This window comes from Cupriavidus sp. UME77 (assembly GCF_014170355.1).
In the GTDB taxonomy this organism is placed as follows: Bacteria; Pseudomonadota; Gammaproteobacteria; order Burkholderiales; family Burkholderiaceae; genus Cupriavidus; species Cupriavidus basilensis.
The window spans coordinates 185,012-205,623 of sequence record NZ_LZZU01000060.1 but is presented as its reverse complement, the minus strand read 5'-3'; the positions used below and the strand labels follow the sequence as shown (position 1 = coordinate 205,623).

Here is a 20,612-nt window from a genome sequence, read left to right as displayed (position 1 = left end):
ATTCCCCATGCAAAAGATCCATATCGAACTCACCGTCAACGGCGAAGACCACAGCGTGGAAGTGCCCGCGCGGCGCCTGCTGTCGGACCTGCTGCGCGACGACCTCAACCTGACCGGCACCAAGCGCGGCTGCGAGACCGGCATCTGCGGCGCCTGCTCCGTGCTGGTGGACGGCGAAGTCATGAAGTCCTGCCTGATGCTTGCCGTGCAGGCACGCGGGCGCGACGTGACCACCGTCGAAGGCCTCAGCGCCGGTGGCGAACTGCACCCGCTGCAGCAAAGTTTCATGGAGTGCGGCGGTCTGCAGTGCGGCTACTGCACCCCTGGTTTCCTGATGACCTCCTGCGCCATGCTGGCGCATAACCCCAACCCGACAGAAGAGGAGGTCCGCGCCGGCCTGAACGGCAACCTGTGCCGCTGCACCGGTTACGTCGGCATCGTCGAATCCATTCTGTCCGCCGCGGAGAAAATGCGTGGAAATTGAAAAAAGCCTGATCGTCGGCGCAGCGCCGGCGCAAGTGTGGGCACTGCTGCTCGATCCCAATGTGATGGGCGGCTGCGTGCCGGGCATGCAGTCGATCGAGGTGGTCAGCGATGTGGAGTACATCTCGCACATCCAGGTCAAGATTGCCTTTGTCAGCGCGCGCTTCAAGATCAAGACCACCATCGTGGAGATGCGCGCGCCCAGCTATCTGCGTAGCGAGGGCACGGGCGAGGATGCCTCCGTGGCCAGCTCGCTCAAGCAGTCCAGCGAGATCTTCCTGACCGGGCAGCCCGGCGGCAAGACCGAGCTGCGCATGAAGATCAACGTGGACGTGCTGGGCCGCCTCGGCACGTTCGGCTTGAGCGTGATGAAGACGAAGGCGGACCGGATGTGGGAGGAGTTCGGCACGAATTTGTCGGCGCGGTTGGTGGCGCCTGCCGAGGCGGCGCCGGCTGTAGTGCCCGCAGCGCCGGCCGCGGCGCAAACGGTTGCGAAGGCACAGGCCGCTTCGAGCGCCTCGCCCGCCTCCGCCATCGAGAGGATCCCCGCTCTCCCGGCCGCCGTCCCGGCACACACCGTACAAGCCAGCCCCAGTCGCGGCACAGGCTGGTGGTCGCGCTTGTTCTCGCCAGCGCCTGTCGTGGACAGGGGCCCGCTCACGGATATCTGCATCGAAGTGCGCCAGCCCAATGCGACCATTACCGTGCGCTGGCCGGCACAGCACGCGGGCGAGTGCGGCGCCTGGCTGCGGGACTATCTGAAGTGAGCGTGCGCGGCTTTGGTGATGGAAGTGCTGGAGGATAGATGCAGGGCGTGTTATATCGGACAGTCGCGGGCGGCGCATCGGGATGCAAGGTGCGTGATCCGCACCGGCTGGGCCGCAGGGCAGGGCTGATGCCAAAGCCGTTACCATATAGCACGCCAAAGTACTCATTCGCAGAGATATCACCATGACAGATGCCCTCGAGCCTACCGATCTCCAGGACAAGTACATCGTGCCAGGGCTGGAACGCGGCCTGCGCCTGCTGGGCGAGTTCAGCCGCAACGAGCGGACCCTGTCTGCCGCCGAACTGGCGCGCCGGCTGCAGGTCCCGCGCTCTACGGTGTTCCGCCTGCTGACCACGCTGGAGATGATGGGCTTTGTCGAGCGTACCGATGGCGGCCGTGAATTCCGGCTCGGCATGGCCGTACTGCGCCTTGGCTTTGACTACCTCGCTTCGCTGGAGCTGACAGAACTCGGCCGGCCGCTGCTGGACCGCCTGCGTGACGAGATCAACTACCCATGCAACCTGGTGGTGCGTGACGGCCGCTCCATCGTCTACGTGGCCAAGTCCGTAGCGCCTACGCCGTTCGCCAGCTCGGTCAACGTGGGCACCCGCCTGCCGGCGCACGCCACCGTGCTTGGCCGCGTGCTGCTTGAAGACCTGACGCTGGCGGAACTGCGTGAACTCTATCCCGAGCCGCAGCTGGAAGTCTTCTCGGAGAGCACACCCAAGACCGTCGAAGCACTGTTCGACATGGTCCAGCGTGACCGCCAGCGCGGCTACGTGCTGCAGGAAGGCTTCTTCGAAACCAGCATCTCGACTATCGCCGCGCCGGTGCGGGACCGCAGCGGCAAGGTAGTGGCGGCGCTTGGCGCCACCATCCCGGCTTCGCGGATCGATCCGGAGCGGCTCGATGGCATGGTGGAGCAGGTGAGAAGTGCGGCGGTGGAGCTATCCCGGTTACTGGACTATCGACCGTCGGAAGGTGGAGCGGTAGTTAATTTGTAGGGAGGCCGGCGTCAGGCTTTGCGCCTGGCAGTGACGGGCCGGCACCGCTACTTCCCCTTGCCGTGCAAATCCGGCGTTGGGCCAGGCCGGTACCTGGAATGTGCGCTGGAAATTCGTGTCTAACTACACGAACGCGTCAGGAATTGGCGATGGGCACATGTATCAGAATCCTCACAATCGGTGCGGCCATGACGTTGGCCGGGTGCGCCGCAGTGCCTGCATATGACGCCTACGGTTATGGCTATCCGGCCGAAGGCACCTATCCTTACGGCGCTTACTATCCCGCTTACCCCTATGGCCCCTACTATGACTACGGCTGGTGGCCCGGGTTTTATGGGGGTGGTGCCGTGTTCTTCCATGGCGGTGGCCACGGCGGCGATGGTCACCATGGTCATGGCGGCCACGGCGAGGGGCATGGGGAGGGCCATGGCGGCGGTCATAACGGTGGTGGCCATGGCGGCGGCCATGGTCGATGAGCGTTGGAGCAGGCCCGATCGGAGTCCGTCATGCCGGTTCTCTCTCTCCTTGTCGTCGCCGTGCTGATCGTCGGGGTGTATGCGTTCGCGATCCGGGCCATCTTTCATCGCGAACCCAAGGCGCGGGGAAGACCCGTCCGGCGTTGCCGACGGCATGACCGGCGCGCCTGACGGCGAGCGAAACCCGCATCCGGCTTGGCTGCCTTCCGGACACGCATCCCTTATTTTTCCGATTGTGGGCAATATGCCTGCTAATCTTGCCTTGTGCAGAACCTGTGCAGACATATGAAGAGGAGGGCAACATGTCATCGGTCCGCGAATCCTTGATTCACGAGCTCCACCCGACGCAGCTGACGGTGGGCATGATCGAAGTGCAGGACAAGAAGAAGCACCTGGCCTCGCTAAAACCTGCGGAGCAGCGCGAGTTCCTGCAGGCCCATCCGATCCCGGCGGTGAACGGGCCGGGCGGCAAGCTTTACATCACCGATCACCATCATCTCGGGCGGGCGGCCCTGGAAGCTGGCGTCACCACGGGCTTTTTCACCGTGGAGGCGGATCTGTCTGCTTGTGCGCAGGACGATTTCTGGGCGGAGATGGACAAGAGGCTATGGGTTCATCCCCTGGACGAACATGGCGTGCGGCACTACTACGCTGCGGTTCCCAATCACCTGCAGAAACTGGTCGACGATCCATATCGGTCGCTGGCCGGGTATGTGCGAGACGCTGGTGGCTACACCAAGACGCCTACCGCCTTTGCGGAGTTCGTGTGGGCGGACTTCTTTCGCCGCGCCATCGCTGTCGAGGACCTGAGCGCCGACTTCCACGCGGCGGTCCAGCGAGGCATCACGCTGGCAAAGGGCAAGCTGGCTGTCGGCCTGCCAGGATACGCCGCGTAATCAGCACCAGGAGTTCGGCAAATGATTGGCTGAGCTGGCTCTCCCGGCCTGGGCTGCCGGGCAACAAAAAACCCAGAGAGCTTTCGCTGTCTGGGTTTTCGGCAACGTAGGCAGTTGCTAGCCACTAATTTGGTGGGTGGTACAGGGATTGAACCTGTGACCCCTGCCGTGTGAAGGCAGTGCTCTACCGCTGAGCTAACCACCCCTGCTGCTGCGCTGTTACTGCCGTGCTGCAGAGAAACAAGATTATGTCAGCGCCGTTGTATCTTGTAAAGCCCTTCCTGGAAATTTCTGCAAAAAATCCGTTGGCTACTTTCGGGCGGCAATCTTGCCCCGTCTATGCCGCTTCGGTCGCCGGCGGTGCTTCCTTCCATACGACCTTGCCGCCGCTCGCCTTTTCCAGCTGTTTGAGCACCGCCAGGTGGGCGGTGGCCTCATCTTCGTTGGCCATCAGCACGGGCAGGTCGAGGCGGGAGAGGTCGGTGGCGGCCACGGCGTCGCTCTCGGAGCCGCCGCCGTCGAGCATGTCGATCACCAGCGAATTCTGGCCGCGCGTCATGGCGAGGTAGACCTCGGCCAGCAGCTCGGCATCGAGCAATGCGCCGTGCAGGGTACGGTGGGCGTTGCTGACGCCGAGGCGGTCGCACAGGGCGTCCAGCGAGTTGCGCTTGCCGGGGAACATCTGGCGGGCTTCGCGCAGGGTGTCGATCACATTGCCAGCGTGCTCGCGAAACGGCGGCAGCCCGACAAGCTTGAACTCCATATCGAGGAAGCCAAGGTCGAAGGGCGCGTTGTGGATGATCAGCTCGGCGTCCTGGACGAAGTCCCGGATCTCGTTGACCACTTCCGCGAACTTGGGCTTGTCGGCCAGGAAGTCCACGGTGATGCCGTGCACCGCGATCGCGCCTTCGTCGATATCGCGTTCCGGGTTGACGTAGAAGTGCAGATGCCTGCCCGTGAGGCGGCGGTTGAGCAGCTCCACGCAACCGATTTCAATCAGGCGGTCGCCGGTGGCGGCGCTCAGGCCGGTGGTTTCTGTGTCGAGAACGATCTGTCGCATGGCGGGCATTCTAACCGGTGGGGCGGGGGGAGTCGGGCCGGTGTGGGGCGCTATGAGGCGGTACGGGGCCGGCTTTATCCCTTGAGCGAGTCGACGCCACGGTTGGCAAGGGCATCGGCGCGTTCGTTGCCGGGGTGGCCGTTGTGGCCGCGGACCCAGTGCCAGGTGATGTCGTGCTGCTGCGCGAGCTTGTCCATTTCCTGCCAGAGGTCGGCATTCTTTACCGGCTTCTTGTCGGCGGTCTTCCAGCCGCGGGCCTTCCAGCCCGGCAGCCATTCGCCGATGCCCTTCTGCACGTATTGGGAGTCGGTGTAGACCTTGATCCGGCAGCGGCGCTTGAGCGCGCGCAGGGCCTCGATCACGGCCGTCATTTCCATGCGGTTGTTGGTGGTGAGGGCTTCGCCGCCGAACAGCTCTTTCTCGTTGGTGCCGGACACCAGCACGGCGCCCCAGCCGCCGCGCCCGGGGTTGCCTTTGCAGGCGCCGTCCGAATAGATAATGACGTCTTCGATTTCGCTGGGTTCCATTGGGTATTGGCTAAGCTAAGGTTGGCACCGCGATGAGGCGGGGCCAACCGGGGTGATTGGGGGGCGGCAGCGCTTGGATGGCGCTTAATGCTCGTCGCCGGGTGACTTGCCGTGGGTGCCCGTGGGGGTTGCCACCGGCGCGGCGACTGGCGACAGGGCAGCCTTGGGGCTCTTCCAGGCGGGACCGACCAGGCGGATATTGCGCACGCGCTTGACCGCCGAGATCATATAGACTGAACCGAAGATCGGCCACCAGCGGTCGCCGGCCTTCTCCATGAAGGCGGCGCGCTGCAGCCAGCGCTCCGTGTGGTATGGCGGGCAATAGCAGCCGAACCGGCCGCGGATAATATCGAAACCCAGGAGTTTGAGCCAGTCCTTGATGCGCACGAAGCCGATGGACTGACTGTCATTGGGCAGGAATGGATCGGCGCCGAGCCGCTTGAGGCCTTGGCGGGCGCCCCACAGGCTCATGGGGTTGAAGCAGGTCACCACCACCCGGCCTTCCGGCATCAGCACGCGGGACACCTCGCGCAGCACCTCGTGCGGGTCTTCCGAGAACTCCAGGATGTGGGGCAGGGTGATCAGATCGATACTTTGCGTCTCGAACGGCAGTTCGTCGAAGCGGCACAGCAACTGGCGCGAATCGGCCTGAGCCCGTGGGCCGTGGGGTCCGTTGCCGGGGGCGAGCGCTAGTGCGGAGAACGGCATGCGGTTCTCGCGCAGGGTGTCGATGTGCGGCAGGCCGAGCTGCACCGCGTGGTAGCCGAAGATATCCACGACGGTCCGGTCGTACTGCGCCTGCTCCCACTGGAGCATGTATTGCCCGGGTGGCGAGGCAAGCCAGTCTTCCCAATTTATAATCGGACGCTTGGACATAGGAGCACGCATGTTGAAGGTGGAGCCGATTCCCGCATTCCAGGATAACTATATCTGGGCAATCCACGACGGTCACTGCGCCGCCGTGGTCGACCCGGGCGAAGCCGCGCCGGTCGAAGCCTTCCTGGCACGCGAGGGGCTGACGCTGGGCGCTATTGTAATCACCCATCACCACGGCGATCACCAGGGCGGGGTGGCCGGGCTGCTGGCGGCGCATCCCACCGCGCCGGATGGTGCCCCGTTGCCGGTCATCGGCCCGGCCGGCGAGCGCATCGGCGCCCGTACCGTGGCGGTGCGCGAGGGCGACACCGTGGAGGTGGCGCACCCGTCGCTGCAGCTCAAGGTGCTCGACGTGCCGGGCCATACCGCCGGTCATGTCGCGTACGTGGCGGACCTGCCGGGCGCGGGGCCGTCGGTTTTCTGCGGCGATACGCTGTTTGCCAGCGGCTGCGGCCGCCTGTTCGAGGGATCGCCGGCGCAGATGTTGTCGTCGCTGGACAAGCTGGCGGCGCTGCCCGGCGCCACCCGGGTGTACTGCGCCCACGAGTACACCCGCAGCAATGTGCGGTTCGCCCGCGCGGTGGAGCCGCATAATGCCGAGCTGGCAGCCTGGGAGGCACGCGTGGATGCATTGCGCGCGGCCGGCACACCGACCGTGCCGACCACCATCGCGCAGGAGCGCGAGGTCAATCCCTTCCTGCGCTCGCGCGTGCCCGCGGTGCGCGAGGCGGTGGCGGCCCACGCTGGCGGGGTGGCCGGCAATGACGCGGCGGCCTTTGGCGCGCTGCGCGGCTGGAAAGATAATTTCCGCTAATTTGCGCTAATTTGCGCTGATTCCCGCTTGCCGTTACGTCCGTCCGTGTGGCCGCAAGCCTTGGGCGCGCTTGGCCGGGACGGCGTTTTTCACCTACCCGATACGTCCCTGCTGGCCTCGGCCCGGTGCCGCGGCAGGGAGAATTTCATTGACGCGAAAGCCGCTTTTTCTTAGCATCAGGCAAATTTTTAGCGTCACGATTTGAGAACTTAATGAAAATTGGTCGATTACTGGCGGTAGTTGCGTGTGCCGCGCTGCTTGCAGCGTGTGCCAGCACGCCCACTCCGCCCGAGGGCGCCGATGGCGCCACAGCGACCGCCTCCGCTTCCAGGCCTGCGATTTCCAAGCCCGATCCGCTCAATTCGATCAACAGCGCAGGTGTCATCAACGTGGACCGCGACAGCCTGGACTGGCTGCGCGGGCCGTCGAGCGACATCTGGGACCGCATCCGCCGCGGCTTCGGCATGCCGGACCTGGAAGGCACGCTGGTTGACGATCGCACGCAGTGGTACGCGCAGCGGCCGGAATACATGGAACGGATGGTGGGGCGCTCGAGCCGCTACCTTTACCACATTGTCGAGGAGCTGGAGCGCCGCAAAATGCCCACGGAGCTGGCGCTGCTGCCGTTCGTGGAGAGCGCGTTCAACCCGCAGGCCGAGTCCACCGCCAAGGCGGCCGGCATGTGGCAGTTCATTCCCAGCACCGGCAAGAGCTACAACCTGAAGCAAAACATGTTCCGCGACGAGCGGCGGGATGTGCTGGCCTCGACCGACGCGGCGCTGGACTACCTGCAGCGGCTGTATGACATGTTCGGCGACTGGCAACTGGCGCTGGCGGCGTACAACTGGGGCGAGGGCGCGGTGTCGCGCGCCATCGCGCGCAACCAGGCGCGCGGGCTGCCGACCGACTACGCCAGCCTGAACATGCCCAACGAGACGCGCTATTACGTGCCGAAGCTGCAGGCGGTCAAGAACATCATTGCCAATCCCCAGATGTACGGGGTGAAGCTGCCCGATATTCCGGATCACCCGTACTTTGTCACGGTGACCACCTCGCGCGACATCGACGTCAAGCTGGCGGCCAAGCTCGCCAACCTGCCGCTCGATGAGTTCAAGGCGCTCAATCCGTCCTTCAACCGGCCGGTGATCCTGGGCGCGGCAAATCCGCAGATCCTGCTGCCCTTCGATAACGCCGAGCGCTTCCAGTACAACCTGAACACCTACCGTGGCGGCCTGTCGAGCTGGACGGCCGTGACGGTGGATAACCGTGAACGCATCGAGGCGCTGGCGGCGCGGCTGAATATCGACGCGGACACGATTCGCGAGATCAACCGCATTCCCAAGGGCATGCGGCTGAAGGCCGGCTCCACGGTGGTGGTGCCGCGCTCCGAGGATCACAACCAGGACATCAGCGCCACGCTGGCCGAAAGCGCCACGATGGCCATGGAGCCAGATGTGCCCGACGCACGCCGCGTGGTGGTGCGGGCCGGGCGGCGCGATACGGTGGCAACGCTTGCGCATCGCTATGGTGTGTCGGCTGGCCAGGTGCAGTCCTGGAACAAGCTCTCCGGCACCAAGCTGGTGGCGGGGCAGAGCCTGGTGCTGATGGTGCCGGCGCGCTCGGCGGCTCGTTTTGCCAGCGCGCCCGACCCGGCGCCCACCGCTTCCGCGCTGGTCCCCGTTCGGCCCGAGCCGGTGCGGGGATCGGCCAAGGGGCATGCTGCGCCGCGCCAGCGCGTGACGGTCGAAGCCGCCCCGCGCAAGGGCGCCGCGGCCACGGCAAGGTCATCGGCCAAGCCCGTGCCGACCGTTTCGGCAGCCAAGGCCAGCGCCAAGCCGGCCAGTGCCAAGCCGGCCAGCAAATCGGCGGCAGGGCCGGCGAAGACCAAGGCGCACGCTCGCTGAAGCGGTAGCGGGTTTGAGCCAGATCAAGGGCGTGCCAATGGCACGCCCTTTTGCCTGGTGCGGCGTATCGTGGGTAAGCCTTGCGTAAGGCGGCATGCCCAGACTGCGGGAAGCCGTGGCCCGGATCGGCCACGGCATGCCAGGCGCCATGCCGCCCCGGTGGTGGCAAACTAGCGGCAGCAAATCAAAAAACCAACAAACCAACAACCCGCATCCAAGCGGAGGAGACAAGCCATGACGGCTACCCGTGCCTTGCATGCCCGCTCGCTGAGCGACCCTGAAGGTTTCTGGGCTGAACAGGCTCGCCGCATCGACTGGGAAACCCCCTTCGACACCGTGCTGGACGACAGCCGCCCGCCATTCACCCGGTGGTTCGTCGGCGGCCGCACCAATCTTTGCCATAACGCCGTCGATCGTCATCTGGCCGAGCGCGCGGACCAGGCCGCGCTGATCTACGTGTCGACTGAAACCGGCCAGCACCGCACCTACAGCTACGCCGAATTGCACGACGAGGTCAACCGCATGGCCGCGATCCTGCAGCAGCTGGGTGTGGCAAAGGGCGACCGCGTGCTGATCTACATGCCGATGATTCCCGAGGCCACGTTTGCCATGCTGGCCTGCGTACGCATTGGCGCCATTCATTCCGTCGTGTTCGGCGGCTTTGCCTCGGTGAGCCTGGCCGCGCGCATCGACGATGCGCGCCCGCGCGTGATCGTCAGCGCGGATGCCGGCTCGCGCGCCGGCAAGGTGGTTCCCTACAAGCCATTGCTGGACGAGGCGGTGAAGCTGGCCACGCACAAGGCGGAGCGCGTGCTGCTGGTGGATCGCCAGCTTTCCCCGATGACGCTCACGCCTGGCCGCGATGAAGACTATGGCGCCTGGCGCGAGCGCGTTGGCGCGGCGCGCGTGCCGTGCGTGTGGCTCGAATCGAGCGAGCCGTCCTACGTGCTTTACACGTCCGGCACCACCGGCAAGCCCAAGGGCGTGCAGCGCGATACCGGCGGCTACGCGGTCGCGCTGGCGGCCTCGATGGAGTACATCTTCTGCGGCAAGGCGGGCGACACCATGTTCTCCAGCTCCGATATCGGCTGGGTGGTGGGGCACAGCTATATCGTCTACGGCCCGCTGCTGGCGGGCATGGCCACGGTCATGTACGAAGGCACGCCGATCCGCCCGGACGGCGGCATCCTGTGGCAGTTGGTGGAGCAGTACCGCGTGAACATCATGTTCAGTGCGCCCACCGCCATTCGCGTGCTGAAGAAGCAGGACCCGGCCTGGCTCACGCGCTATGACCTGTCCAGCCTGCGCCTGCTGTTCCTGGCCGGCGAGCCGTTGGATGAGCCCACCGCGAGCTGGATCCAGCAGGGCATCGGCAAACCGGTGGTGGACAACTACTGGCAAACCGAGACGGGCTGGCCGATCATCGCCATCCAGCGCGGCCTTGACCCGCTGCCGGCCAAGCTCGGCTCGCCGGGCGTGCCGGTGTACGGCTACGACCTGAAGATCGTCGACGAGGCCACTGGCGCCGAATGCCCGCCGGGGCAAAAGGGCGTGGTCGCCATCGACGGGCCGCTGCCGCCGGGCTGCATGACCACCGTGTGGGGCGACGACGAACGCTTCGTCAAGACGTATTGGTCCGGCGTGCCGGGACGGCGTTGCTATTCCACGTTCGACTGGGGCGTGCAGGACGAGGATGGTTATATCTTTATCCTCGGCCGTACCGACGATGTGATCAATGTGGCGGGCCACCGTCTTGGCACGCGCGAGATCGAGGAGAGCATTTCGTCGCACCCGGCAGTGGCCGAGGTAGCGGTGGTGGGCGTGCACGATGCGCTCAAGGGCCAGGTGGCGATGGCCTTTGTGATCGTGCGCGACGCGGGTCGTATCGCCACTCAGGCTGACCGGCTGGTGCTGGAAGGCGACGTGATGAAGACGGTGGACCAGCAACTGGGGGCGGTGGCGCGCCCGGCACGCGTGTTCTTTGTCAATGCGCTGCCCAAGACGCGTTCCGGCAAGCTGCTGCGCCGCGCCATGCAAGCGGTGGCGGAAGGACGTGACCCGGGCGACCTGACCACGATTGAGGATCCCACCGCACTCGCGCAGTTGCAGGCGGCGATGCAAGGCTGATGGCTGAGGCGCCTGCCTTCCGGCGGGCGCTGCACTGCGCAAAAGATTGTCCTTGCCAGGGGGACGCATGCCGACTAATATTTTAAGTGTCAAATATTTAGGCATGATCTAGATGCGCTCCCGCGCATCGCATGTGCCGCACGGCGCTCCTGGAACTCAGAATCCCAGGGGCTCGGCCGGCACGCAGGAGACGAAAAAATGCGAGTGCTCTGTATCGGCGGTGGCCCCTCGGGCCTGTACTTCGGCTTGCTGATGAAGCTGCGGGACCCATCCAACGAGGTCTACGTGGTGGAGCGCAACCGGCCCTATGACACCTTTGGCTGGGGCGTGGTGTTCTCCGATGCCACCATGGACAACCTCAAGCAGGCCGACCCGGTCAGCGCGGAGCAGATCAACGCGGCGTTCAACCACTGGGACGATATCGATATCCATATCGGCGGGCGCACCCTGCGCTCCGGCGGGCATGGTTTTATCGGCATCGGTCGCAAGCGCTTGCTCAACATCCTGCAGGCGCGTTGCGAAGCGCTCGGCGTGCACCTGGTGTTCGAGACCGACGTGACGGACGACCAGGAACTGGCGCAGCAATACCAGGCCGACATCGTGATTGCCGCCGATGGCATCAACAGCCGCGTGCGCGGGCGCTATGCCGAGACCTTTCAGCCCGATATCGATACCCGCCTGTGCCGCTTTGTCTGGCTCGGCACGCGCAAGCTGTTCGACGCCTTCACCTTCGCCTTCGAGAAAACCGAGCACGGCTGGTTCCAGGCCCATGCCTACCGCTTCGACGACAACACGTCGACGTTTATTGTCGAGGCGCCCGAAGACGTGTGGCGTGCCGCCGGCATCGAGCAGATGAGCCAGGAGGAGGGGGTGGCCTATTGCGAACGGCTGTTCGCCCGCTACCTCGATGGCAATGCGCTGATCAGCAATGCCACGCACCTGCGCGGCTCCGCCAACTGGATTCGTTTCCCCCGCGTGATCTGCGGCACCTGGGTGCGCTGGAACACGCTGGCCGATGGCCGCCGCGTGCCGGTGGTGCTGATGGGTGACGCTGCGCATACCGCGCATTTCTCGATCGGCTCCGGCACCAAGCTGGCGCTGGAAGACGCCATCGACCTGGCCAACAATATCCGCGACGCCGGCGCGGGCGGCGCCGACGTGCTGCCGCAGGCGCTGGAGCGCTACCAGGCCACCCGCAGCGTAGAAGTGCTCAAGATCCAGAATGCCGCGCGCAATTCCACCGAGTGGTTCGAAAATGTCGAGCGTTACGCGGGCTTGGCGCCGGAGCAGTTCGCCTATTCGCTGCTGACGCGCTCGCAGCGCATCTCGCATGAGAACCTCCGCGTGCGAGACCCCGGCTACGTCGAGGGCTTCGAGCGCTGGCTGGCGGGGCAGGCGGCTGCCAACGTCGCCAATGCCACCAATGCCACCAGCACCGGACAGGCGGCCGAGGCCCGCGCCGTGCCGCCGATGTTCACGCCGTTGCGCGTGCGCAATGTCACCTTGAAGAACCGCGTGGTGGTGTCGCCGATGGCCATGTACTCCTGCGAGGACGGCGTGCCGGGCGACTTCCACCTGACGCACCTGGGCGCGCGCGCGCTCGGCGGCGCGGGGATGGTGGTGGCGGAGATGACCTGCACCTCGCCGGATGCGCGCATCACCCCGGGCTGCCCGGGTTTGTGGAACGATGAGCAGCGCGATGCCTGGCGCCGCATTGTCGATTTCGTGCACGCCAACAGCGACGCGCATATCGCCATGCAGATTGGCCACGCCGGGCGCAAGGGCTCCACGCAACTCGGCTGGGAGCAGATGGACTATCCGCTCGCCGAAGGCAACTGGCCGGTGATGTCGGCCTCGCCGCTGCCGTATATGCCGGGCATCTCGCAAGTGCCGCGCGAGATGAGCCGCGCCGATATGGATACAGTGCGCGACGATTTCGTGGCCAGCGCGCGGCGCGCTGCCCAAGCCGGGTTCGACTGGCTGGAGTTGCACTGCGCCCACGGCTACCTGCTCTCCAGCTTCATTTCGCCGCTGACCAACCAGCGCAGCGACGAATACGGCGGCTCGCTGCAAGCGCGGCTGCGCTACCCGCTGGAAGTCTTTGCCGCCGTGCGTGCCGTATGGCCGCAGGAGCGCCCGATGTCCGTGCGGATCTCGGCCCACGACTGGGTCGAAGGCGGCATCACGCCCGACGACGCGATCGAGATTGCGCGCGCCTTCAAGGCCGCGGGCGCCGACATGATCGACTGCTCGTCCGGGCAGGTGAGCCCCGACCAGGCACCGGTGTACGGCCGCATGTACCAGACGCCGTTTGCCGATCGCATCCGCAACGAAGCCGGCATCGCCACCATCGCTGTTGGCGCGATCTTCGAGGCGGATCACGTCGACAGCATCATCGCCGCGGGCCGTGCGGACCTGTGCGCGATTGCCCGTCCACACCTGGCCGATCCCGCGTGGACCATTCACGAGGCGGCGCGGCTGGGCCATCGCGACCTGGCCTGGCCCAAGCAATACCAGGCCGGCAAGCGCCAGCTCGAGACCAATCTGGAACGCGCGGCGCAACAAGCCAAACAAGCCCGCCAGCCGGAGGATCACTGAGCATGAACGCGCATCTTTCCCTGCAAGGCCGCCACGCGCTGGTCACGGGCGGCGGGCGCGGCATCGGTGCTGCCATTGCGCGCCGCCTGCTCTCGCACGGCGCTAGCGTCACTTTGCTGGGCCGCGACGCGGCTACGCTGGCGGCCACCGCCGATACGCTGGCCGAGGCGGTCGCGTCGCCCGCCATGCTTTGCACTGTGGCGGCGGATATCTCGCAGGCCGACAGTGTGGCAGCTGCCTTTGCCGACGCCGTCGGCAAGGCAGGGCCCATCGACCTGCTGATCAACAATGCCGGCCAGGCACGCAGTGCGCCGTTCGGCAAGACCGATCTTGCGCTATGGCAATCCATGCTCGAGGTCAACCTTACCGGCACCTTTGTCTGCACGCAGGCCGCGCTGCCGCACATGCTAGCCAATGGCTGGGGCCGCATCATCAATGTGGCCAGCACGGCCGGACTGGTTGGCTATGGCTATGTGAGCGCCTATTGCGCGGCCAAGCACGGCGTGATCGGCCTGACCCGCGCGCTGGCGCTGGAAACGGCGAGCAGTGGTGTCACCGTCAATGCGGTCTGCCCTGGCTATACGGAAACCGACATCGTGCGCGACGCGGTCGCCAACATCGTGCGCAAGACCGGCCGTACCGAGGCGCAGGCCCGCGCCGAACTGGCCAAAGGCAATCCACAGGGGCGGCTGGTGCAACCCGACGAAGTCGCGGATGCCGTGGCGTGGCTGTGCCAGCCATCGGCCAGCGCCATTACCGGACAGTCGATCGCCGTGGCCGGCGGCGAAGTCATGGCGGGTTGATCGCCAACGCATGCAAGCCAACCAGAATCAGAACGAACATCAGAACGAACAAGCGAGAAACGAGATGAGCGAAATAGCACTGGACATGCGCCACCACAAGCGCAGCTTCGCCGGCTACCAGCCGCGGCACTTCCTGTGGTCGGTCTCGGCCGACGGCAAGGTCGGCACCGTGACGCTGAACCGGCCCGAGCGCAAGAACCCGCTCACGTTCGATTCCTACGCCGAGCTGCGCGACCTGTTCCGCGGCCTGTGCTACGCCACCGACATCAAGACGGTGGTCATCACCGGCGCGGGTGGCAATTTCTGCTCGGGCGGCGACGTGCACGAAATCATCGGCCCGCTTACGCGCATGACCATGCCGGAGCTGCTGGAATTCACGCGCATGACAGGCGACCTGATCAAGGCCATGCGGGCTTGCCCGCAGCCCATCGTCAGCGCCGTCGATGGCATCTGCGCCGGCGCCGGCGCGATGATGGCGCTGGCCTCGGATATGCGCCTGGGCACGGCGCAGGCCAAGACCGCCTTCCTGTTCGTGCGGGTCGGGCTGGCTGGTGCCGACATGGGCGCCTGCTCGCTGCTGCCGCGCGTGATCGGGCAGGGCCGTGCGAGCGAGCTGCTTTACACCGGCCGCGCGATGACCGCGGCAGAAGGGCTGCAGTGGGGCTTCTTCAACGCGCTGCATGCGCCGGAGGTTGTGCTCGCCGAGGCGCAGGCACTGGCCGCGCAGATTGCGGCTGGCCCGACGTTCGCCCACGGCGTGACCAAGAAGCTGCTGCACCAGGAATGGAATATGGGCCTGGACGAAGCCATTGAGGCCGAGGCCGAGGCGCAGGCCATCTGCATGCAGACCCGGGATTTCCGCCGCGCCTACGACGCGTTCGTGGCCAAGACGCGCCCGGTGTTCGAAGGCGACTGAAAGGAATAGCAAGCCATGTCCGACAAAGGTTATCTCTGCCTGCCGTTCTTCGACGACGCGCACCGTGAACTAGAGCAACGGCTCGACGCGTGGGCCACGGCCTCGCTCAAGGTCGACCACAGCGACACCGATGCCGCCTGCCGAGCGCTGGTGCGCCAGCTCGGCGCGGCCGGGTGGCTGCGCTACTGCGTGCCAGCCGCCTACGGCGGCGCGCTCGACACGCTCGATTCGCGCTCGCTGTGCCTGCTGCGCGAAACGCTGGCTCGCCATGATGGCCTGGCCGACTTCGCCTTCGCCATGCAAGGCCTGGGCAGCGGCGCGATCACGCTGGCCGGCAGCGACGCCATGCGCGAACGTTACCTGCCGCGCGTGGCGCGCGGCGAGGCGATTGCCGCGTTCGCGCTGTCCGAACCCGATGCCGGTTCCGATGTCGCCGCCATGCAGTGCCGTGCCGTGCTGGATGGCGATCACTACGTGCTCGATGGCGTCAAGACCTGGATCTCCAACGGCGGCATCGCCGACTTCTATTGTGTCTTTGCCCGCACCGGCGAAGCGCCAGGCGCGCGCGGCATCTCCGCGTTTGTCGTCGATGCGGACACGCCGGGCCTGACCATCGCCGAGCGCATCGACGTGATGGCGCCGCACCCGCTTGCCACGCTGCGTTTCGAGAAGTGCCGGGTGCCCGCCAGCGCAAGGCTTGGCGAGGCAGGGCAGGGCTTCAAGGTGGCCATGATGACGCTGGACATCTTCCGCGCGTCGGTGGCTGCCGCCTCTCTGGGCTTTGGCCGCGCCGCGCTCGACGAAGCGCTGGCCCGTGCCACCGCGCGGCCGATGTTCGGCGGCGTGCTGGCGGACCTGCAACTGACGCAGGCCGCTATCGGCGACATGGCCACCGCCATCGACTCGGCGGCGCTGCTGACCTACCGCGCCGCATGGCTGCGCGATGTGGCCGGCGTGCGCACCACACGCGAAGCCGCCATGGCCAAGATGGTGGCTACCGAGAACGCGCAGCAGGTGATCGACCGCGCGGTGCAGATGTTCGGCGGCCTCGGCGTCAAGGTCGGCACCCGCGTGGAAAGCCTGTATCGCGAGATCCGTTCCTTGCGGATCTACGAGGGCGCCACCGAAGTGCAGAAGCTGATCATCGCGCGCGAAACGCTGGCGCAGCACCGCGCCTGACGCGACCGGCGCGAGCGGATAGCCCTTACCAGCATCACCAGAATGAAGGAAGCGGAGACAACCATGGCGAGCACAGCCCACCTCGATACCTATGCACTGGACCGCCTGCCGCCCCCGCAGCAGTGGCCGGCGTTCCTGTTCAACGCCGATACCCGGTATCCGGAGCGCATGAACTGCGCGCTCGAACTGGTCGAGCGCCACGTGCGCGAGGGGCGCGGCGAGCGCGTGGCAATCCGCTACGAGCAAGACGGCGCGCACCGTACCGTCAGCTATGCCGAACTTGCTGCGCTATCGAATCGCATTGCCCATGTGCTGACCGGCGACATGAAGCTGGTGCCGGGCAATCGGGTGCTGCTGCGCGGCCCAAACAACCTGATGATGGCGGCGTGTTGGCTGGCCGTGGTCAAGGCGGGCCTGATCGCTGTGCCGACCATGCCGCTGCTGCGCGCGAAGGAACTCAAGCAGGTGATCGACCGCGCGGCAGTCAGCGCCGCGCTGTGCGACGAACGCCTGCGCGAGGAACTGGAGGCCAACCTCAAGCCGGGCGGCGAGCACCATTGCCCGAGCCTGACCCAGGCGCTGTACTTCAACGGCAGCGGCGCCGGTTCGGTGGAGGACGCGATGGCGAACAAGCCCGACAGCTTCGAAGCCTGCGATACCGCGGCCGACGATATCTGCCTGATTGCCTTCACCAGCGGCACTACGGGGCAGCCCAAGGGCACGGTGCATTTCCATCGCGACGTGATCGCGATGTGCGACCTGTTTCCCCGCCACGTCCTCAAGCCCGGCCCGGACGATATCTTCTGCGGCACGCCGCCGCTGGCCTTTACGTTTGGCCTTGGCGGCATCCTGTGCTTCCCGCTGCGGGTCGGGGCTTCCACCGTGCTGGCGGAACGGCTCACCCCCGAAAGCCTGCTGGCGCTGATTCAGTCCTGGCGCGCCACCATCGTGTTCACCGCGCCGACCTTCTACCGGCAGATGGCAGCGCTGGCGCCGGGCTACGATCTGTCCAGCCTGCACAAGAGCGTGTCGGCAGGCGAGGCGCTGCCGGACGCCACGCGCCAGAGCTGGAAGGCGGCCACGGGCATCGAGATGACCGACGGTATCGGCGGTACCGAAATGATGCATATCTTTATTTCCAGCGCGGGCGCCGACGTGCGGCCCGGTGCCATCGGCAAGGTGGTGCCCGGCTATATCGCGCAGATCGTCGACGAGCAGATGCAACCCGTGCCGCATGGCACGGTTGGCAAGCTGGCGGTGCGCGGCCCCACCGGATGCCGCTACCTGGACGACCCGCGCCAGGCCAACTACGTAAAGGACGGCTGGAACCTGCCGGGCGATACCTTCAAGGCGGATGCTGACGGCTATTACTACTACCAGGCACGCTCCGACGACATGATCGTCTCGGCTGGGTACAACATCGCCGGGCCGGAAGTGGAGAGCGCGCTGATGCGCCACGAGGCGGTGGCCGAGTGCGGCGTGGTCGGCATGCCCGACCCCGAGCGCGGCCAGATTGTTGCTGCGTATGTGGTGCTGCGCCCCGGCGTGGCGGCAAGCGACGAGACTTGCGCGGCACTGCAGTCCTACGTCAAGGCCGAGATCGCACCGTACAAATACCCGCGCAAGGTGATTTTTGTCGATGCGCTGCCGCGCACCGAGACCGGCAAGCTGCAGCGTTTCCGCCTGCGGCAGATGGCCGAGCAGAGCGGGGCACCAGAGGGTGCGAGGCAGCCGTGAACGAGTTCTTCAGCAACAGCGCGCGGGTGCGCTTCAAGGATTGCGATGCTGCCGGCATCGTGTTCTTCCCGCGCTACTTCGAGATGCTCAATGACCTGGTCGAGGACTGGTTCCGCGATGCGCTCGGCTGGTCCTTCGCCGAAATGCATGGCGCAGGGCAGGCCGGCGTGCCGACGGCGGAATTGTCGACCCGCTTTGTCGCGCCCAGTCGCCTGGGCGAATTGTTGACGCGGGAGCTGCGCGTGACACAGCTAGGCCGCAGCAGCTTTTCGTTGCAGGTGCGCTTTGTCGGGCCGGCAGGGGACGTGCGGGTGGAGATCGCCCAGCGGCTGGTATGCGTGGATACCGGGCAGATGACGTCGCGCGCACTGCCGCCGGAAGTCCGCTCGGCCATGGAGCGCTTCGTGGCGCCCGACGCCCAGGCGGCGGCACCGATGCGCCCGTCCGGCGTGTAGGGCGAAGCTGGCCAAACAAAAAAACAAGATCCCAATCCTGGATCCTGATCACTTCTTACGTTACGGAAAACCGACCATGAAGATTCTCCAGCCACCAGACTGGGCCGCGCCGCGCGGCTACTCGAACGGCACCATGACAGAAATGCAGGTGGGCAGCCGCCTGCTCTTCGTCGGCGGCCAGATTGGCTGGAACGGCCAGTGCGAGTTCGAGACCGATGACTTCTCCGAGCAGGTTGGCCAGGCGCTGCGCAATATCGTGGCGGTGCTGGCGGCGGGCGGCGCGCGTCCGGACCACATCGTGCGCATGACCTGGTATGTGAAGGACAAGGTGGAATATGTGGCGGCCTACCGCGCCATCGGCGAGCACTATCGCGCCACCATCGGGCGTCATTTTCCGGCCATGACGGCGGTGGAAGTGGCCGATCTGGTGGAGGCGCGCGCCAAGGTGGAGATCGAGGTGACCGCCGTGGTGCCGGCAGGCGAATGACGACATCGGCCCGGCATGCCGGCGGGCTGCCGGGCCCGCTGAAGAGGGTGGAGGCGTCCGCAAGTCCTTGATAACTTGAGAAAATGGGTGGCGCGGGGTATAATCCAAAAGTTTCGCTTTCAGAACCCCTCACCCTAGCGCCTACCGAATTCCACCTTCCGCCGCCCCCATTTCGCCCTGGCTCCGCCGCATTGCTTTATGTGGCGTATCGAGCACCGAGCGAACGGCCCCGGCGACAAGCATCGTGCCCAGTCGACGAAATCGACAATCCGCGCGCTGCCTGTCGCCCCGCAGGACAAACGGGGCAAGAGGCGTTGAGCAGGTCGGTCACGGGGTGAATCCAGCAGGAGCCTACCCGTGTTACCGTCTTTTCCGTCCGCCATTCTCGCGCTTGCAGACGGCACGGTCTTTCGTGGCTATTCCATTGGCGCTTCCGGCCATACCATCGGCGAAGTGGTGTTCAACACCGCTCTGACCGGTTACCAGGAAATCCTCACCGACCCCAGCTATTCCCGGCAGATCGTCACCTTGACGTATCCGCATATCGGCAATGTCGGGGTCAATACTGAGGATGTCGAAGCCACGAAAGTCCATGCCGCCGGCCTGATCATCAAGGATCTGCCGCTCCTGGCCTCCAATTTCCGCAAGGAACATTCCCTCGGCCATTACCTGAAGCAGGAAAAGGTAGTGGCGATTGCCGGCATCGACACCCGCAAGCTGACCCGTATCCTGCGCGAGAAGGGTGCGCAGAACGGCTGCATCCTGGCTGGCGAGGACAATGTGCAGAAGGCCATCGACCTGGCGCGTTCCTTCCCCGGCCTGGCCGGCATGGACCTGGCCAAGGTGGTGTCGGTCAAGGAACCGTACGAGTGGAACCAGACCGAATGGGTGCTGGGCCAAGGTTACGGCAAGCTGGAGTCGCCGCGTTTCCACGTGGTGGCCTTTGACTACGGCGTGAAGTTCAACATCCTGCGCATGCTGGCAGCACGCGGCTGCAAGGTGACGGTGCTGCCGGCGCAAGCCAGCGCGGAAGATGCCCTGGCGCTCAACCCGGACGGCGTGTTCCTGTCGAACGGCCCTGGCGATCCCGAGCCCTGCGACTACGCGATCCGTGCCACCCGTGAGTTCATCGCCCGCGGCATCCCCACGTTCGGCATCTGCCTGGGCCACCAGATCATGGCCCTGGCCGCCGGCGCCAAGACGCTGAAGATGAAGTTCGGCCACCATGGTGCGAACCATCCGGTGAAGGACCTCGACGACGGCCGCGTGGTGATCACCTCGCAGAACCACGGTTTTGCGGTGGACGCCGACACCCTGCCTGCCAACGTGCGCGCCACCCACGTGTCGCTGTTCGATGGCTCGCTGCAGGGCTTCGCGCTGACCGACAAGCCGGCATTCTGCTTCCAGGGCCACCCGGAAGCCTCGCCGGGCCCGCACGACGTGGCTTACCTGTTCGACCGCTTCACCAAGATGATGGCGGACGCACGCCAGTAAGCACGTT

General features: G+C 65.8%; 19 protein-coding genes and 1 tRNA gene. 16 read left to right on the top strand and 4 right to left on the bottom strand.

The genetic code is table 11. The annotated features are described in order from the left end of the window. Nucleotides 1-7: 7 nt before the first annotated feature. The 5 genes from A9975_RS24635 to A9975_RS24615 all read left to right on the top strand — a co-directional run bounded on the left by A9975_RS24635 (nucleotide 8) and on the right by A9975_RS24615 (nucleotide 3,628). Nucleotides 8-484, top strand: a complete 477-nt coding sequence (locus tag A9975_RS24635) for a (2Fe-2S)-binding protein (protein ID WP_174423380.1) — start codon at nucleotides 8-10, stop codon at nucleotides 482-484. Beyond that, nucleotides 474-1,250 (top strand): SRPBCC family protein, encoded by a 777-nt coding sequence (locus A9975_RS24630; protein ID WP_183035055.1) that lies wholly within the window; start codon nucleotides 474-476, stop codon nucleotides 1,248-1,250. The genes A9975_RS24635 and A9975_RS24630 overlap by 11 nt, the downstream gene beginning before the upstream one ends. A gap of 184 nt (nucleotides 1,251-1,434) precedes the next feature. Beyond that, complete coding sequence (locus tag A9975_RS24625) at nucleotides 1,435-2,256, top strand: IclR family transcriptional regulator (protein ID WP_183035054.1); 822 nt, start codon at nucleotides 1,435-1,437, stop codon at nucleotides 2,254-2,256. 212 nt (nucleotides 2,257-2,468) lie between these two features. Continuing rightward, the gene (locus A9975_RS24620) at nucleotides 2,469-2,732 is read left to right on the top strand and encodes a hypothetical protein (RefSeq protein WP_370565418.1); all 264 of its coding nucleotides are present in this window, start codon (nucleotides 2,469-2,471) and stop codon (nucleotides 2,730-2,732) included. A 302-nt stretch (nucleotides 2,733-3,034) separates the two neighbouring features. Next, nucleotides 3,035-3,628: a ParB-like protein gene (locus tag A9975_RS24615; protein WP_183035052.1), complete on the top strand. Its 594-nt coding sequence runs from the start codon at nucleotides 3,035-3,037 to the stop codon at nucleotides 3,626-3,628. A gap of 130 nt (nucleotides 3,629-3,758) precedes the next feature. Here the strand turns inward: A9975_RS24615 and A9975_RS24610 are convergent. From A9975_RS24610 to A9975_RS24595, 4 genes are all read right to left on the bottom strand, one after another. Beyond that, nucleotides 3,759-3,833, bottom strand: a tRNA-Val gene (locus A9975_RS24610). Between the two features lie 132 nt (nucleotides 3,834-3,965). Continuing rightward, nucleotides 3,966-4,688: a DNA polymerase III subunit epsilon gene (gene dnaQ, locus A9975_RS24605; protein WP_183035051.1), complete on the bottom strand. Its 723-nt coding sequence runs from the start codon at nucleotides 4,686-4,688 to the stop codon at nucleotides 3,966-3,968. A 74-nt stretch (nucleotides 4,689-4,762) separates the two neighbouring features. Next, nucleotides 4,763-5,200 carry a ribonuclease HI gene (gene rnhA, locus A9975_RS24600; protein ID WP_150983353.1) on the bottom strand — a complete coding sequence of 146 codons (438 nt, stop codon included), beginning with the start codon at nucleotides 5,198-5,200 and terminating at the stop codon, nucleotides 4,763-4,765. 99 nt (nucleotides 5,201-5,299) lie between these two features. Next, complete coding sequence (locus tag A9975_RS24595) at nucleotides 5,300-6,091, bottom strand: methyltransferase domain-containing protein (protein ID WP_174423358.1); 792 nt, start codon at nucleotides 6,089-6,091, stop codon at nucleotides 5,300-5,302. 10 nt (nucleotides 6,092-6,101) lie between these two features. Here A9975_RS24595 and gloB point away from each other — a divergent pair, with 10 nt between their 5' ends. The 11 genes from gloB (at nucleotide 6,102) to carA (ending at nucleotide 20,605) form a co-directional block, all read left to right on the top strand. After that, the gene (gene gloB / locus A9975_RS24590) at nucleotides 6,102-6,905 is read left to right on the top strand and encodes a hydroxyacylglutathione hydrolase (protein WP_183035050.1); all 804 of its coding nucleotides are present in this window, start codon (nucleotides 6,102-6,104) and stop codon (nucleotides 6,903-6,905) included. A gap of 212 nt (nucleotides 6,906-7,117) precedes the next feature. Next, nucleotides 7,118-8,809: a transglycosylase SLT domain-containing protein gene (locus A9975_RS24585; protein WP_183035049.1), complete on the top strand. Its 1,692-nt coding sequence runs from the start codon at nucleotides 7,118-7,120 to the stop codon at nucleotides 8,807-8,809. 234 nt (nucleotides 8,810-9,043) lie between these two features. Continuing rightward, entirely contained in the window at nucleotides 9,044-10,936 is a 1,893-nt protein-coding gene (locus tag A9975_RS24580) for a propionate--CoA ligase (protein WP_183035048.1), read from the top strand. 198 nt (nucleotides 10,937-11,134) lie between these two features. Next, nucleotides 11,135-13,534 (top strand): bifunctional salicylyl-CoA 5-hydroxylase/oxidoreductase, encoded by a 2,400-nt coding sequence (locus A9975_RS24575; RefSeq protein WP_183035047.1) that lies wholly within the window; start codon nucleotides 11,135-11,137, stop codon nucleotides 13,532-13,534. Between the two features lie 2 nt (nucleotides 13,535-13,536). Then, a complete protein-coding gene (locus A9975_RS24570; RefSeq protein WP_183035046.1) occupies nucleotides 13,537-14,337 on the top strand; it encodes an SDR family NAD(P)-dependent oxidoreductase in 801 nt (266 codons plus the stop codon). Nucleotides 14,338-14,401: 64 nt separating this feature from the next. Further along, a complete protein-coding gene (locus tag A9975_RS24565) occupies nucleotides 14,402-15,253 on the top strand; it encodes an enoyl-CoA hydratase family protein (RefSeq protein ID WP_183035045.1) in 852 nt (283 codons plus the stop codon). Between the two features lie 15 nt (nucleotides 15,254-15,268). Further along, nucleotides 15,269-16,432: an acyl-CoA dehydrogenase family protein gene (locus A9975_RS24560; protein ID WP_183035044.1), complete on the top strand. Its 1,164-nt coding sequence runs from the start codon at nucleotides 15,269-15,271 to the stop codon at nucleotides 16,430-16,432. Nucleotides 16,433-16,495: 63 nt separating this feature from the next. Continuing rightward, on the top strand, nucleotides 16,496-18,169 hold the full coding sequence (locus A9975_RS24555) for an AMP-binding protein (RefSeq protein ID WP_183035043.1): 1,674 nt from the start codon (nucleotides 16,496-16,498) through the stop codon (nucleotides 18,167-18,169). After that, on the top strand, nucleotides 18,166-18,624 hold the full coding sequence (locus A9975_RS24550) for a thioesterase family protein (protein ID WP_183035042.1): 459 nt from the start codon (nucleotides 18,166-18,168) through the stop codon (nucleotides 18,622-18,624). Before A9975_RS24555 ends, A9975_RS24550 begins: the two co-directional genes overlap by 4 nt. Nucleotides 18,625-18,700: 76 nt before the next feature. Further along, entirely contained in the window at nucleotides 18,701-19,111 is a 411-nt protein-coding gene (locus A9975_RS24545) for a RidA family protein (protein WP_183035041.1), read from the top strand. Nucleotides 19,112-19,468: 357 nt separating this feature from the next. Then, nucleotides 19,469-20,605, top strand: a complete 1,137-nt coding sequence (gene carA, locus A9975_RS24540) for a glutamine-hydrolyzing carbamoyl-phosphate synthase small subunit (RefSeq protein ID WP_043347616.1) — start codon at nucleotides 19,469-19,471, stop codon at nucleotides 20,603-20,605. The last annotated feature ends 7 nt before the right edge of the window (nucleotides 20,606-20,612 follow it).